Below are 13775 nucleotides of genomic sequence, written 5' to 3' on the forward strand. Positions count from 1 at the left end.
CTCACCGGTCCATCACCTTCGACCGCAGGTCGGCGGGCTGCGCCGCGAAGAAGGTGGCCCCGGCCTGCGCCGGGCCCTCGGCCGCCAGCGGCTCCAGGCCCGTCCCGCGCACCGGGCCGGTGCGGCCCAGCGCCCGCCAGAGCCGTTCGGCGAACTCCGGCATGACGGGGTAGGCGAGCCGGGCGAGCAGTTGCGCGGCCGCGGCCTCCACGGCGAGCGTCGCGGCGTCCCGCGGATGCGCGGCCGCGAACTCGGCGGTGCTGCGGACCAGTTCGCACAGGGTCCGGGCGGCGGTGCGCGGCGAGAAGCTCCCGGCCAGGTACGCGCCGTGGCCGCGGGCGGCGAGGCGGGCCAGCTCGGCCAACTGCGCGCGGTGCGGGTCGGTCAGGCCGGTGAGCGCGGTGCGGTGGGCGCGGGCGGCGGGGTCGGCGCGTGCGGCGGGATCGGCGGGGTCGGTCGGGGTGTCGGTCGGGGCGTCGGCCGCCAGGCGGTCGAGCACCGAGGCGAGCCAGGGCTGCCAGCGCCCGGCGAGCTCGTCGTCGGCCAGGGCGTGGAAGCGCTGCCAGGTGAAGTCGGTCCGCTCGTCCTCGGGCCGGTCCAGGGCCAGCACGAAGCGGACGGTGTCGGCGGGCACGTGGGCCAGCAGGTCGGTGGCCCAGATCGCGTGCCGGCGGCTGGTGGAGAACTTCGCCGCGTCGAGCTCGTAGAACTCGTTGGTCACCAGCGCGTCCGGCAGCCGCAGGCCCTCGTCGTAGGCCATCAGCAGGGCGGGGATCAGCGCGGCGTGGAAGTAGCTGTTGTCGAAGCCGAAGAACTGCACGACCTCGGCGCCGTCCCACGCCCGCCGGGGATCGGTGTCCTCCCACCGGCGGGCGAGCGCCTCGGCCACCGCGTTGAGGTAGCCCGGCGCCATCTCGGCCCAGACGTAGACCCGCTGCTCCTCGAAGCCCGCCACCGGGACGGGCAGGCCCCACCCGGTGGGGTGGCTGAGCGGGATGTCCGGCAGTCCGGCGGCGGTCAGCTCCAGGCAGAAGGCGCGGAGCCGGGGGCTCATCACGGTCCTGCGGTGGTACGCGGCGAGCCGCTCGGTGTAGCGGCTGAGCGGGAAGACCAGCCGCTGGTAGGGGCGCGGCACCGGCGGCCGGTCGCAGGTGGTGCAGCGCGGGTCGGTCAGGTCGGTGCAGACGTTGGGCCAGGCGCACACCTCGCAGGAGCTGCCGTCGGTGACCACCCCGCAGTGCGGGCAGCCGCCCCGGACGTACGCCTCGAAGAGGTAGCGCTCGCAGCCCTCGCAGTAGAGGCAGTCCTCGGTGCGGCGCTCCAGGCGGCCCTGCCGCTCCAGGGCGAGCACGAAGTCGCGGACGGCCTCCTGGTGGCCCGTCGAGTGCTGCGGGCGGACGTAGGAGTCGACGCCGAAGCCGATCGAGTCGAAGATCGCGGCGATCTCGTCGGCGAAGCCCTGGGCCATCTCCAGGGGTTCGAGGCCCAGGGTGCGGGCCTTGGCCGGGACGTAGCTCTGGTGGACGTCCGAGCCGGTGGCGTACAGGGCGTCCTCGGCGCGCAGGTGGCAGGCGCGGGTGTAGACGTCGGCCCCGGAGTAGGGGCCCGCGAGGTGCCCCAGGTGGAGGTCGCCGTTCGGGGTCGGCGGCGCGGCGGTGACAATGCTGGACACGGGCATCGCTGGTGAACTCCTCAGAGGCTGACGGGTCCGTGGCTCTGCGGCCAGTAGATGGAGAGGAACACCAGCCGGGTGTCGCCGCTGGCGTTCGTCACGTGGTGGCGGCTTCCCGCGGGGATGAACACGGACAGCTCGGGGTGGACGGGCGCGCGCTCCTCGCCGATGGTGATCTCGCCGCTGCCCTCGAGGAACACGAAGACCTCGTTCTCCTCGTGCTGGTGCGGCTCGGTCGCCCCGCCGGGCTCCACCACCGCCCTCCCGAAGCCCCAGGGCGCCAGGTCCTCCCCGCCGTGCGGGTAGAGCTGCTGGTAGCGGATGCCGTACGCGTCGGTCAGTTCGTGCTCGGTCATCGGACGGATCAGCATGGACCCACACCTTCCCCCGGCGAATTCGGGGCAATGCGGCGGTCGTCCGATCCCCCCGTCAACCCCGTTCGTCGTCGATGGTTGGCGGTGTGATCATCGTATTGGCCGTGATGGGCTGTCAAGGGTCCCCACCAGCAGCGGAGTTGGCTCCGAAAGCCGGTGACAACCTGTCAGCCCCGGGCCCGAAGGGCCAGCACCTTGCCCCTTTCGCGGACGCGTGAATTCCCGGTCGGACACGAATTCGCACACCCGACGCGCACCCGACGCGCACCCTGGCGCGGCCCCCGGCGCGCCCGCTGTTCCGCGGTATGGGCGGAGGCGGAGGGCGGGGTGACGGCGAGGGCGGCGGCAGCCACCTGCGCTGGCGGACGGCCGGGCGCGGGCCGCACGTACTGCTGTGCGACACGGGCGCGACGGACCTGCGGATGTGGGAGTCGACCGTGCTGTGGCCGGCACGGCCGGCCCGGGGCACCGTCTTCGACTACCGGGACACCGGCCTGTCCTCGGCTGGCACCGCACCGCACAGCGAGGTCGAGGACGCCGCGGCGGTGCTCGACGCGGTCGGGGCCGCGACGGCGGTGCTGGTCGGGGTCTCCGGCGGGGCGCGCCGGGTGCTGGCCTTCGTCCACCGGTACCCGAAGCGGGTGCGCCGGGCCGTGGTGGTGGGCGGGAGTTCGGCGACCTCCCCGGCCCCGGTCCGGCGGAGGCGGCGAGCCGGGCCGCGCCGCGGGAGCGGTTCGCCCGGATCGAGCGCGTCCGGGCCACCGAGGGCGTGCACGCCTCCGCCGCCGACGCCTGGGGCTCGGCGCTCGGACCGGACCGGACCGGCGCCGGAGGATGATCGGACTGGAGGCCACCAACACCCACCACGTGACGCTGCCCGACGCCCGGCACCTCGGTACCGGGCCGGACCCGCCGATGGCCACCCGTTTCGGGCGAACTGACCGCCGCCGCCCCGTCCGCCCCCCTCACCGGGCTGCCCGGGGCCGACCACTACCCGATGCTCTCCGCCCCGGCGGCGTTCGAACGGGCGCTGCGGCGGGTCCTCGACGACGACGGGGAGGTCGGTCAGTCGGAGCGGGTGTAGAAGGGCCGTTGCTCGGGGGGGCGGGCCAGGAAGGCGAGTTGGAGGCCCTGGTCGAGGCGCAGGCGCAGGGCCGGGTCGGCGGCGAGGGCCGGGCCGAGGCGGGCGGCGAGGGCCTGGAGGGCGGCGGGGTCGGTGGCCGGGTCGGCGAGGACGAGGGCCAGGGTGGCGTCGGCGTCCGGGGCCGGGGCGAGGTGGGCGGCGGTGACGGCCGGTTCGGCGGCGAGCAGGTCGCGCAGGGCCCGCAGGACCTCCGGGTCCCGGTGCGGGGGGAGGTAGCGGCGGTTCTCCGCGACGGCGCGGAGGCGGGCGCCGGACAGCTGGTAGGCGACCGGCCCGGCCGGGTCGACCAGCAGCGTGTCGGCGCGCTCCCCGAAGGCGACCATCGCGGCCTGCGGGGCGGCGACCGGCGCCGGGCGGGCGTCCGCGCGCCAGCGGGCCATGGTGGCGAGCGAGGTGAAGGCCGGCAACGCGCGGCGGCCGTCCGGGGCCTCCACGACCGGGACGGCCATGTCGCTGGTCTTCTCGTGCTTGTGCCCGTTGGCGTCGACCTCGACCTCGCCGAGCAGCGCCACGATCGGCACCATCAGCCGGCTCGGGGTGAGGGCGGCGAGCAGGTCGGGCTCGGTGGCCGGGTCCTGCTGCCAGGCGGCGAGGGCCGCGGCGAGGGCGGGGTCGGCGGTGCCGTCGTCCTCGGCGAACCCGGGATCGGGGATGTTCTTGCGCTCCACCCCGTGAGCGTATGCCACGTTTACCCCGGGAACGGCGACGGGCGACGGGCGACGGAGCGGGAGGTCACGTGGCGGAGCGGCACGGACGGGTGGCGGTGGCGGCGGCGGTGCCCCGGACGGGCGCGGCGGCGGTACGCGGCGGCGGGCGGTTCGTGACCGCCAGCACGGTGAAGGTCGACCTGGTCGCGGCGCTGCTGCTGCGCTCCGGCGGCGCGGAGCGGTTGGCCTCCGGCGCACGGGAGGCGGCGGAGGCGGCGATCGTCCGCAGCGACAATTCGTCGGCGAGCGAACTGTACCTGCTGGTCGGCGGCGCGGACGGGCTGGACGCGGCCTACCGGACGCTCGGCCTCCGGGAGACGACCGCCGGGTGGGACGGCTACTGGGGCCTGACCACGACCAGCGTCGGCGACCGGGTCCGACTGCTGCGGCGGATCTTCACCGACGAGGGCCCGTCGGCGCTCCCCGGGCGGGCCTGGCTGGCCGGGCTGATGCGCCGGGTGGTACCCGAGCAGGCCTGGGGCGTCTCGGCGGCCGGCGCGACCGCGTTGAAGAACGGCTGGCTGCCGCGCAGCGCGACCGGCCGGTGGGTGGTCGACAGCTTCGGCGCCCGACCGGACGGGACGCTGGTCGCGGTCCTCTCCGACGGCTGGCCGGACCTCGCGACGGGCGTGGCGGCGGTGGAGGCGGCGGCCCGCCGGGCGGTGACGACGGTCGACGGCGGTCGACAGCGGTCGCCCGGGGCGGGGACGGGAGCGGAGGCGGGGACGGAGGCGGGGACGGAGGCGGGGACGGGAGCGGGTGGGTAGGGGCGGGGGCGGCGGTCCGGGGCGGCCGCGTGGCGGGCGTGGCGGATAATCGGTGGCCGGTGAGCGGGCCGGCGGGCCGGCGGAGCGGCGGGCAGGGGGAGTTGGCGGGATGACGGCAGTGGTGCGGGTCGGTGCGTTGGCGCCGTTGAGCGGGCCCGGGTGGGTCGCGGCGGGGCGGCAGTTGCTGGCGGGGCTGGAGCTGGGCGTCCGGGACGTCAACGCGGCGGGTGGGATCGGCGGCCGGCCGGTCGAGTTGCTGGTGCGGGACACGGCGGCGGACCCGGCGCGGGCGGCGGAGGCGGTCGGTGAGCTGGCCGGGCTGGGGGTGGCGGCGCTGGTGGGCGAGTACCACAGCGTGGTGGCCCGGGCGGTGGCGGAGCGGGCCGAGGCGCTGGGCCTGCCGTACCTGTGCTCCTCGGCGGTGCTGGACGGCCTGGTCGACGCGCCCGCCCGGCTGGTGGCGCGGATCGCCCCCGCGCAGTCGTACGGCTGGCGGGCGTACGCGGACTTCCTGCTCGACGCGGGCCACCGCCGGATCGCGCTGGCCGTCGCCCCGGGCGCGTACTGGGCGGCGGGGACGGAGGTGCTGCGCGGGCGCTTCGCCGAGCGCGACGGGGAGGTGGTGGCGTTCGACCTGCGCGATCGCACCCCGCGGACGCTGTGCGACGCGGTGGCGGGCAGCGGGGCGAGCGCGCTGCTGCTGCTGGTCGGCTACCCGGACCCGGCGGTACCGATCGTCCGGGCGGCCCGCGGCGACCGGCGGCTGCGCGGACTGCTGCTGGGCGCGCCGGCCGGACAGCCCGAGTTCGCGGACTGGCTGGAGCCGCTGGGCCCGGACGGCACCGGGGTCCCGTTCCTGAGCTACCTGCCCGAGCGGCTGGACCCGCTGGGCACCCGGGTGGGCGGTGAGCTGCGCGAACTGCTGGGCGCCGAGCCGTCGTTCGTCGCCTTCGAGGGCTGGGACGCGGCGGCCGTGCTGGCGGCGGCGCTGCGGGCGGGGAGCGGCGCGGAGGTGCGCTGGTCGGACGTCGAGGTGGCGGGCACCCGCGGGACGGTGCGGTTCTCCCGGGTGCCGGGCAGCGGGGTGTGGCAGTGGGCCTGGCCGCCGGTCCGAGTGGTCGACCGGGACCCGGCGGAGCCGGGGCGCCTGCGGGTGCTGCACACGGCGTGAGCCGGGGCCGGTCGGGGCCGGTCGGGGCTGTGGCGCCGGGCGTGGGGCACGAGGCGCGGGGCGCGGTGGATTCGGGGACCGTTGGATCTACCGTCCAGTAGGGGGATGTGGCAGTCTGCGCCCATGGCACTCCTCGATACCCCCGCGACCGGCGGCGCCGTCTCCGACCGGGCCCGCTACGACCGGGCGACGGCGCACCTGGACGCGCCGCTGGCCGTCGTCGACCTGGCGGCGTTCGACGCGAACGCGGCCGATCTGGTGCGACGGGCGGGCGGGAAGCCGATCCGGGTGGCGTCGAAGTCGGTGCGCTGCCGGGCGCTGTTGGAGCGGGTGCTGAAGGTGGACGGGTTCGCGGGGGTGATGAGCTTCACGCTCGCGGAGTCGCTGTGGCTGGTGGAGTCCGGTTTCACCGACGTGCTGTTGGCGTACCCGTCGGCGGACCGGGCCGCGTTCGGCCGGCTGACCGCCGATCCGGAGCTGGCCCGGCAGGTGAGCGTGGTCGTCGACGACGTCGCCCAGCTCGACCTGATCGACGCGGCGCGCGAGGGTTCGGCGACCGTGCGGGTCTGCCTGGAACTGGACACCTCACTGCGGTTGCTGGGCGGCCGGCTCCGGGTGGGGGCGCGCCGTTCGCCGCTGCGCACGCCCGAGCAGCTCGGCCGCTTCGCCGAACTGGTCAACGCCCGGCGGGGGTTCGAGGTGGTCGGGCTGATGGCGTACGAGGGCCACGTGGCGGGGGTCGGGGACGCGGTGCCGGGTCGGCCGCTGCGCTCGGCGGCGGTTCGGCTGATGCAGGCGAAGGCCCGCGCCGAGCTGGCGGCGCGGCGGGCCGAGGTGGTGCGGCGGGTGCGCGAGGTCGCCGAGTTGGAGTTCGTGAACGGCGGCGGCACCGGCAGTGTCGAGTCGACGGTCGCGGAGCGCGCGGTGACCGAGGTGGCCGCCGGCTCGGGCCTGTTCGTGCCCCGGCTGTTCGACAACTACCGCGCCTTCCGGGGCCGTCCGGCCGCGCTGTTCGCCCAGCCGGTGGTCCGGCGCCCCGGGGTCGGCGTGGTGACGGTGCTCGGCGGCGGCTACCCCGCCTCCGGCCCGGCCGGCCAGGACCGCTCCCCCGTCCCGTACCTGCCGGCCGGCCTGCGCTACGACCCGCAGGAGGGCGCGGGCGAGGTGCAGACCCCGCTGCTGGGCTCGGCCGCGGACGACCTGCTGATCGGCGACCGGGTGTGGTTCCGGCACGCGAAGGCGGGTGAACTGTGCGAGCGCTTCGAGCAGTTGCACCTGATCGAGGGCGACGCGGTCACCGCCACCGTCCCGACCTACCGGGGCGAGGGGCACACCTTCCTCTGAGACTCCCGCCCGTCCGGCACCGGTTCACGCCGGGCGGGTGCGCCGCGTCGTGCCGCGGGGGACGACGACGAGTGACCTGCGGCGGGTCCAAGTGCGGGCCAGGCGAGGTGGGTCAGGCGAGGCGGGGCGGGGTCCAGGCGTGGTGGCGGAGGATCATGCGGATCGCGGCACGGGAGGGGGTCAGGCGCAGCGCGGTGTTGCGCAGGGCGACGGCGAGGGGGTGGGAGAGCTGGTGGCCCATGCGGCCCGCCTGGCGGGCGGCGCGGGCGACGGCCTGGCTGCGGGGGCGGCGGTCGGCGTCGTAGCGGGTGAGGGCGGCGTCGACGGTGGGCTCGGTGGCGAGGGCGGCGGTGAGGGTGAGCGCGTCCTCCAGGGCCTGGCAGGCGCCCTGGCCGAGGTTGGGGGTCATCGCGTGGGCGGCGTCGCCGAGCAGGGCGATCCGTCCGAGCGCGTACGTGGGGAGCGGGGTGCGGAGTTCGTCGACGTCGTGGTGCAGGACGGCGTCGGGCCGAGTCGCTCCGAGCAGGGCGGGGATCGGGTCGTGCCAGTCGTGGAAGCGTCGGCGCAGTTCGGCCAGCGGGTCGGCGTACCGGGTTCCGGCGGGGAGGGTGAGGACGGCGTGCCACTCGGCCCGGCCGTCCGGAAAGGCGATGTGTCCGAACTCGGCGCCCCGGCCCCAGGTGAGTTCGAAGTCGGTGCGGAGGTCGACGGGGTGCTCGGTGATGGCGCGCAGCACCGTCGAGCCGCTGTAGGCGGGGCCGGGGTGGTCGGGGAGGAGGCGGCGGCGGATCGCGCTGCCGATGCCGTCGGCGGCCACCACCAGGTCGGCGTGCAGCGCGGTTGTAGTGGTGGGGGTTGTGGTGGCGGGGGTTGTGGTGGCGGCGTGGTTCGCGCCGTCGACGGGGGTGGTGGGGCGCGCGGCGGGGCCGTGGTCGACGCGGACGGTCGCCGGGCCGGTCTGTTCGACCGCGAGGGCCGTGCGGCCGGTCCGCAGGGTGCCGGCGGGCAGGGCGTCGCGGAGCAGGCGGTGCAGGGCGGCCCGGGGGATGCCGGTGATCGGGGTGCCGACGGCCGCTTCCAGGGCCGCGCCGTCCAGCCGGGTCAGCCAGCCGCCCCGGGGCGTCCGGGTGCCGCCGTCGTACTGGCCGCGCGAGGCGTCCCGGACCGCCGCGCCGACGGCGGGGTCGAGTCCGTCCAGGGCCCGGAGGCCGTTGGCGGCCAGCGAGATGCCCGCCCCCGCGTCGTCGAGCACGGGCGCGCGTTCGAGCACCGTCACGTCCCAGCCGATCCGGTGCAGGCCGATCGCGGCGGCGAGTCCGCCGATGCCTCCGCCGACCACCACTGCCGTGCCGCCCATGACTCGAACCCCCATTTCTTCTACATCTGTAGAAGACGACCCTAGCCGAGCACCCGCGGATACGCCTACAGGTGTAGAAAGGAGCATGGCTTCGGACCGGCGCACCCTCCTCGCGGACTCGGCGATCGACGTGCTCGCCGACGAGGGCGTCCGCGGCCTGACCCACCGCGCGGTCGACCGCCGGGCCGGCCTGCCGCCGGGCACCACCTCCGCGTACTTCCGCACCCGGGCCGCGCTGCTCACCGCGCTCGTCACCCACCTGGTCCGGCTCGACCAGGCGGAGCTGGCGGCGGTGCCCGCCGAACTGCCGCCGCCGCGCACCGTCGGGGACCTGGTGGACGGCATGGCCCTGCTCGCCCGGCGCCGGCTCACCGGCGAGGGCCGCCGCCGCTCGCTCGCCCGCTACGCCTGCGCCGTCGAGAGCGTCCGGGACCGGGAACTGCGCGAGATCCTCGTCCCCCGCGAGAACGCCGGCCGCGAGACCGTCCGGCGGTTCCTCGCCGCCCGCGGCGTCGCGGACGTGGAGGAGCGCAGCCACACCCTGCTGACCTGCTTCGACGGACTGGTCTTCGACCGGCTGGTGAGCGGCGGCGACGTCCCGCGCGAGGCCCTCGAAGGCCTGGTCGCCGCCGCGCTGCGCTGAGGCGGCGACCGGCCCCCGCGTCGCGGCGCACCAGCGCCGTCCACGGGAACGGGACGCCGAACAACCCGGAGCCGTCCGGCTGTTCGCGCATCCGGCGGGGCCCGACCTCGGCGAGGCCGGTCAACGCCTCAGCGCAGCGCGGCGGGCGTGCAGACGAGGTGGCCACCGGGGGCGAGCAGGCGGTCGGGCAGCGCGGAGTGGCCGATCCGGCGGTGCGGGGGAATGGGTGTGCCGGTGGGGGCTGTCCGGACAGGGCTCGGCGGGGGCGGGGGCGTTCCGGGTGGGGCAGCGGAACTTTCTCGAAGAATTTCGCCGGGCCGTGTCGAGAACCCCGGAGCGGCTCCGTCCCAGGGGTGCAGGCGGCCAGAATGGGCCGCATCCGCACGGAGGAGTGAGAACGATGGCCAAGTACCTGCTGCTGAAGCACTACCGCGGCGCGCCGGAGCCCCAGGGCTTCGTCCCGATGGACCGGTGGACGCCCGCGGAGGTCACGGCGCACATCCAGTACATGCGGGACTTCGCCGCGAAGCTGGAGCGGACCGGCGAGTTCGTGGACGCCCAGGGGCTGGCGCCGGAGGGAACCTGGGTGCAGTACGGGGGCGAGGGGAAGCCGCCGGTGACGGACGGGCCGTTCGCCGAGACCAAGGACCTGATCGCCGGCTGGATGATCATCGACGTGGACAGCCGGGAACGGGCCCTGGAGCTGGCCGGCGAGCTGTCGGCGGCGCCCGGCGCGGGCGGGGAGCCGATCCGCGAGTGGCTGGAGCTGCGTCCGGTCATGTCCGAGCCGCCGACCGTCACCGAATGAACGGGCCGGACGGCGCCGGTGGGCCGCACGGGGCCGCGTCCGAGGGGGGTGGCGGTGCCGGGCCCGAGGAGGGCCGCGGGGTCGACGAGGGGCTGCTGCGGGTGCTGACGCCGCAGGTGCTGGCCGTGCTGGTCCGGCGCGGGGCCGACTTCGCGGCGGCCGAGGACGCCGTGCAGGAGGCCCTGCTGGAGGCCGTCCGGCGCTGGCCGGCCGAGCCGCCCCGGGACCCGAAGGGCTGGCTGGTGACCGTCGCCTGGCGGCGCTTCCTGGACGCGGCGCGGGCCGACAGCGCGCGTCGCCGCCGGGAGGACGCCGTCGACGAGCAGCCCGCGCCCGGCCCCGTCCCGGACACCGACGACTCGTTGCGGCTGTACTTCCTGTGCGCGCACCCGTCGCTGACGCCGTCCTCGGCGGTGGCGCTGACGCTGCGCGCGGTCGGCGGGCTGACCACCCGGCAGATCGCCGCCGCGTACCTGGTGCCGGAGGCGACCATGGCGCAGCGGATCAGCCGGGCCAAGCGCACCGTCGCGGGCGTCCGGCTGGACCGGCCCGGGGACGTCGCGACCGTGCTGCGGGTGCTCTACCTGGTGTTCAACGAGGGTTACTCGGGCGACGTCGACCTGGCGGCGGAGGCGATCCGGCTGACCCGGCAGCTCGCCGCCCTGGTCGAGCACCCCGAGGTCTCCGGACTGCTCGCGCTGATGCTGCTGCACCACGCCCGCCGAGCCGGCCGGACCGCGCCCGACGGCAGCCTCGTCCCGCTCGCCGAACAGGACCGCACCCGCTGGGACACCGCCGCCATCGCCGAGGGCGTCGCCGTCCTGCAGGCGGCACTGGCCCGCGACCGGCTCGGCGAGTACCAGGCCCAGGCCGCGATCGCCGCCCTGCACGCGGACGCGCCGACCGCCGCCGAGACCGACTGGGTGCAGATCGTCGAGTGGTACGACGAACTGACCGCCCTGACCGACAACCCGGTGGCCCGCCTCAACCGCGCCGTCGCCGTCGGCGAGGCGGACGGCCCCCGCGCCGGCCTGGCCGCACTCGCCGCGCTCGACCCCGAACTCCCCCGCCACACCGCCGCCCGCGCCTACCTGCACGAACGGGCCGACGACCTTTCGACCGCCGCCGAACTGTACTCGGCAGCCGCCCGCGCAGCCGACACGGCAGTCGAACGGGACCACCTGATCCGGCAGGCCGCCCGGCTCAACACACTGCTGCGCGAAAGCGGCTGAGGAGGGAGGAGCGGGAACAACGGGAAGCGCGCCCACCACCCTTCGACCGCCGCCGAACTGTGCTCGACGGACGGCACCGCCGCCGAACGGAACCACCTGATCCGGCGGGCCGCCCGACTCCGCGCGCTGTCGAGCAGCGGAAGTTGAGACGGAAAGCGGGCCGACGACCCTTCGGCCGTCGTCGAACCGTGCCCGACGGCCGCCTACGCAGCCGAACGGAGTGGCCGAACGGAGCGGCCCGGCGCTCCGGGTCCCCGAGGGGGCGGTGCGCCGGGCTGCGGTGGTGGTCGGGCGGGGGCGGGTGATGGGGCGGTCAGGTGGTGGTGCCGCCGGTGCCGCCGGTGCCGCCCTTGAAGGTGCTGGGGTCGATCTTGGTGATGCCCTTGACGATGGTGTCCATCTGGTCCGGGGCGGGGGCCTTGTCGGCGATGTCGAAGCCGAAGTGGACGGCGGTCAGCGACTTGCCGTCGGCGGTCGGGAAGACCACCGTCTCCACGTAGCCGGGGTTGCCCTTGGCCGCGTCGACCTTCCAGCGGACCAGGTAGCCGGAGCGGCCGGCCACCGTGACGGCCTCGCTCTTCAGCTCCTGGTGGCCCTTCAGGTCGCCGTAGGCCTCCTTCGCGGCGGTGGCGATGTCGTCCTGCGCGCCCTGCTTGGCGTCGGTGCCCTTGAGCTGGCTGGTGGAGACGCCGCCCAGCGAGCAGCCATCGGTGCCGTCCACGCAGGTGTAGCTGCCGATGGAGAGGGCCGCGTAGCCGCCGGCGGTGGTGCCGCCCTCCCAGCCGCTGGGGATCGGCAGCGAGATGCCGTTGACCATGTCGACGGCGGCCTGGGCGTTCTTGCCGGTGCCGCCACCGCCGGTGCCGCCGCCGTTGCCCTGGCCGTTCTTGCCGCTGCCGCCACCGCTGCCGCTGCCGCCACTGCCGAAGCCGAACGGGTCGCTGCCGCTCCCGCCGCTCCCGTTCCCGCCCTTGCCCCCGCTGCCGCTGCCGCTGCCACCGTTGCCGCCGCCCTCGCCGAAGAGGTCGCCGCCGAAGCGGTGTCCGTCCGAGCTCGAGGAGGCGGTCTTGGTGTCGTCGTGGCGGCCGTCCATCGCGAGGTAGGTGACGCCGGAGCCGACCGCCAGGCCGAGCACGGCGGCGACCGAGGCGGCGACCATGACCGGCTTCGGGGGCCGGTTGCGGGTCGGCTTGCTGCCGTACTGCCCGGTGTACGGGGGCAGCGGGGGGTAGGCGACGGCCTGCCCGGAGGCGTCCAGCACGGTGCCTTCGAGGACGGCCGTCTGCTCGCCGGCGGACGGCGCGGGGGGCGGCGCGTCAACGGGCGCATCGGCGGGTGTGCCGCCGGCGGGCGCGTCGGCGGGGGCGGCCTCCGGCTGCGGGGCGGAGGCCGGGCGGGTTTCGGCCGTCCAGCCGTTGCCGTCCCACCAGCGCTGGGGGCGGGGGTCGCGGTCGGTGTCGACGGGGTCCGGGTACCACCCGGCCGGGATCTGCTGCTCGCTCACGGTAGAGACCCTAGGGGGCTGCGGATAAGCGGGAAATCAGCGCGGGGCCGGAAACCGGGGTCCGGCGATGAGATTCCGGTGAGAATCGGACGTCCGTCCCCCTTCCGGGCCCTCCGAACCCGTCCCGACCCCTCCCGGCTCGCCGTCGGGGGCGCGCGCTGTGCTCCACGCGCCTGATGGGGCGCACGGGAGTGGTGGGTCACCCGGCGGGGCGCGGGGGCGCACGGCAGAATGCGCGCCATGACCTCTCGTCCTCCCGTGACCCGTCCCGCGTCCGGCCCCGCCGCCGGTCCTGCGGCCCGGCCCGTGATCGGCATCAGCACCTACCTCGGCGACGCCGCCTGGGGCCGCTGGGACCGGCTGCGCTCCGTCCTGCTCCCCGTGCGCTACCCCGAGTTCGTGCGGGCGGCCGGCGGCATCGCCGTGATGCTGCCGCCGGACGCGCCGGAGCACGCGGCGGCGGTGGTGGCCCGGTTGGACGGCCTGGTGATCGCGGGCGGCGAGGACGTCGACCCGGTCCTGTACGGCGAGCTCCCGCACGAGAAGACGGTGGCCAACGCCCCCGAGCGCGACCTGTGGGAGGCCGCGCTGATCAGGGCCGCGCTCGCCGCCGGTACCCCGCTGCTGGGGATCTGCCGGGGCATGCAGCTGCTGAACGTGGTGTGCGGCGGCTCGCTGGTCCAGCACCTGCCGGACGTGGTCGGCGAGGAGCTGAGCCACATCGGCGGGCCCGGCGAGTACGGCCGGCACGCGGTGCGCCCCGTCCCCGGCACGCTGCTGGCGGATCTGTTGCCGGAGGAGTCGGTGGTCGTGCCGACCTTCCACCACCAGGCGGTCGCCCGGCTCGGCGAGGGCCTGACCGCCAGCGCGTACGCCGAGGACGGCACGGTCGAGGCGGTCGAGGGCGCGGGCTTCACGGTCGGCGTCCAGTGGCACCCCGAGCAGGGCGAGGACCTGCGGGTGGCCCGCGCCCTCGTGCACGCCACCCGGCTCGCCCCGCTCACCACCCCGGACAGCCCGGCGGAGGCGGCCCTCCCGGCGTTCTAGCCCTC

General features: G+C 76.3%; 13 protein-coding genes. 8 read left to right on the plus strand and 5 right to left on the minus strand.

Features of this window, described 5'->3' with window-relative positions; genetic code table 11:
• Nucleotide 1: 1 nt before the first annotated feature.
• Nucleotides 2-1678, minus strand: coding sequence for a methionine--tRNA ligase (locus tag ACZ3J7_RS16280; protein WP_465621156.1), 1677 nt, complete (start codon nucleotides 1676-1678; stop codon nucleotides 2-4).
• A 14-nt stretch (nucleotides 1679-1692) separates the two neighbouring features.
• The gene (locus tag ACZ3J7_RS16285; protein WP_465621158.1) at nucleotides 1693-2043 is read right to left on the minus strand and encodes a cupin domain-containing protein; all 351 of its coding nucleotides are present in this window, start codon (nucleotides 2041-2043) and stop codon (nucleotides 1693-1695) included.
• 425 nt (nucleotides 2044-2468) lie between these two features.
• On the opposite strand from ACZ3J7_RS16285, the gene ACZ3J7_RS16290 reads away from it, so the two are divergent.
• Nucleotides 2469-2987, plus strand: coding sequence for an alpha/beta fold hydrolase (locus ACZ3J7_RS16290; RefSeq protein ID WP_465621605.1), 519 nt, complete (start codon nucleotides 2469-2471; stop codon nucleotides 2985-2987).
• A gap of 124 nt (nucleotides 2988-3111) precedes the next feature.
• Here the strand turns inward: ACZ3J7_RS16290 and ACZ3J7_RS16295 are convergent, their stop codons facing one another.
• Nucleotides 3112-3858, minus strand: a complete 747-nt coding sequence (locus tag ACZ3J7_RS16295) for an SseB family protein (RefSeq protein WP_465621160.1) — start codon at nucleotides 3856-3858, stop codon at nucleotides 3112-3114.
• A 68-nt stretch (nucleotides 3859-3926) separates the two neighbouring features.
• Here ACZ3J7_RS16295 and ACZ3J7_RS16300 point away from each other — a divergent pair, with 68 nt between their 5' ends.
• From ACZ3J7_RS16300 to ACZ3J7_RS16310, 3 genes are all read left to right on the plus strand, one after another.
• Nucleotides 3927-4664 carry a serine hydrolase gene (locus ACZ3J7_RS16300; protein ID WP_465621162.1) on the plus strand — a complete coding sequence of 246 codons (738 nt, stop codon included), beginning with the start codon at nucleotides 3927-3929 and terminating at the stop codon, nucleotides 4662-4664.
• Nucleotides 4665-4773: 109 nt separating this feature from the next.
• Entirely contained in the window at nucleotides 4774-5835 is a 1062-nt protein-coding gene (locus tag ACZ3J7_RS16305) for an ABC transporter substrate-binding protein (protein WP_465621163.1), read from the plus strand.
• Between the two features lie 123 nt (nucleotides 5836-5958).
• Nucleotides 5959-7179, plus strand: a complete 1221-nt coding sequence (locus tag ACZ3J7_RS16310) for an alanine racemase (RefSeq protein ID WP_465621165.1) — start codon at nucleotides 5959-5961, stop codon at nucleotides 7177-7179.
• A gap of 112 nt (nucleotides 7180-7291) precedes the next feature.
• On the opposite strand, the gene ACZ3J7_RS16315 is transcribed toward ACZ3J7_RS16310, so the two are convergent.
• Nucleotides 7292-8536 carry an FAD-dependent monooxygenase gene (locus ACZ3J7_RS16315; protein WP_465621166.1) on the minus strand — a complete coding sequence of 415 codons (1245 nt, stop codon included), beginning with the start codon at nucleotides 8534-8536 and terminating at the stop codon, nucleotides 7292-7294.
• 85 nt (nucleotides 8537-8621) lie between these two features.
• Here ACZ3J7_RS16315 and ACZ3J7_RS16320 point away from each other — a divergent pair, with 85 nt between their 5' ends.
• From ACZ3J7_RS16320 to ACZ3J7_RS16330, 3 genes are all read left to right on the plus strand, one after another.
• Nucleotides 8622-9179 (plus strand): TetR/AcrR family transcriptional regulator, encoded by a 558-nt coding sequence (locus ACZ3J7_RS16320; RefSeq protein WP_465621168.1) that lies wholly within the window; start codon nucleotides 8622-8624, stop codon nucleotides 9177-9179.
• A 400-nt stretch (nucleotides 9180-9579) separates the two neighbouring features.
• Complete coding sequence (locus ACZ3J7_RS16325; protein ID WP_465621170.1) at nucleotides 9580-9987, plus strand: YciI family protein; 408 nt, start codon at nucleotides 9580-9582, stop codon at nucleotides 9985-9987.
• On the plus strand, nucleotides 9984-11219 hold the full coding sequence (locus tag ACZ3J7_RS16330; RefSeq protein WP_465621172.1) for an RNA polymerase sigma factor: 1236 nt from the start codon (nucleotides 9984-9986) through the stop codon (nucleotides 11217-11219). Before ACZ3J7_RS16325 ends, ACZ3J7_RS16330 begins: the two co-directional genes overlap by 4 nt.
• Before the next feature lie 313 nt (nucleotides 11220-11532).
• On the opposite strand, the gene ACZ3J7_RS16335 is transcribed toward ACZ3J7_RS16330, so the two are convergent.
• On the minus strand, nucleotides 11533-12723 hold the full coding sequence (locus tag ACZ3J7_RS16335) for a DUF2510 domain-containing protein (protein WP_465621174.1): 1191 nt from the start codon (nucleotides 12721-12723) through the stop codon (nucleotides 11533-11535).
• Nucleotides 12724-12963: 240 nt separating this feature from the next.
• Here ACZ3J7_RS16335 and ACZ3J7_RS16340 point away from each other — a divergent pair, with 240 nt between their 5' ends.
• Entirely contained in the window at nucleotides 12964-13770 is an 807-nt protein-coding gene (locus ACZ3J7_RS16340; RefSeq protein WP_465621176.1) for a gamma-glutamyl-gamma-aminobutyrate hydrolase family protein, read from the plus strand.
• The last annotated feature ends 5 nt before the right edge of the window (nucleotides 13771-13775 follow it).

The sequence above is a fragment of the Kitasatospora sp. NPDC015121 genome, from assembly GCF_055562955.1.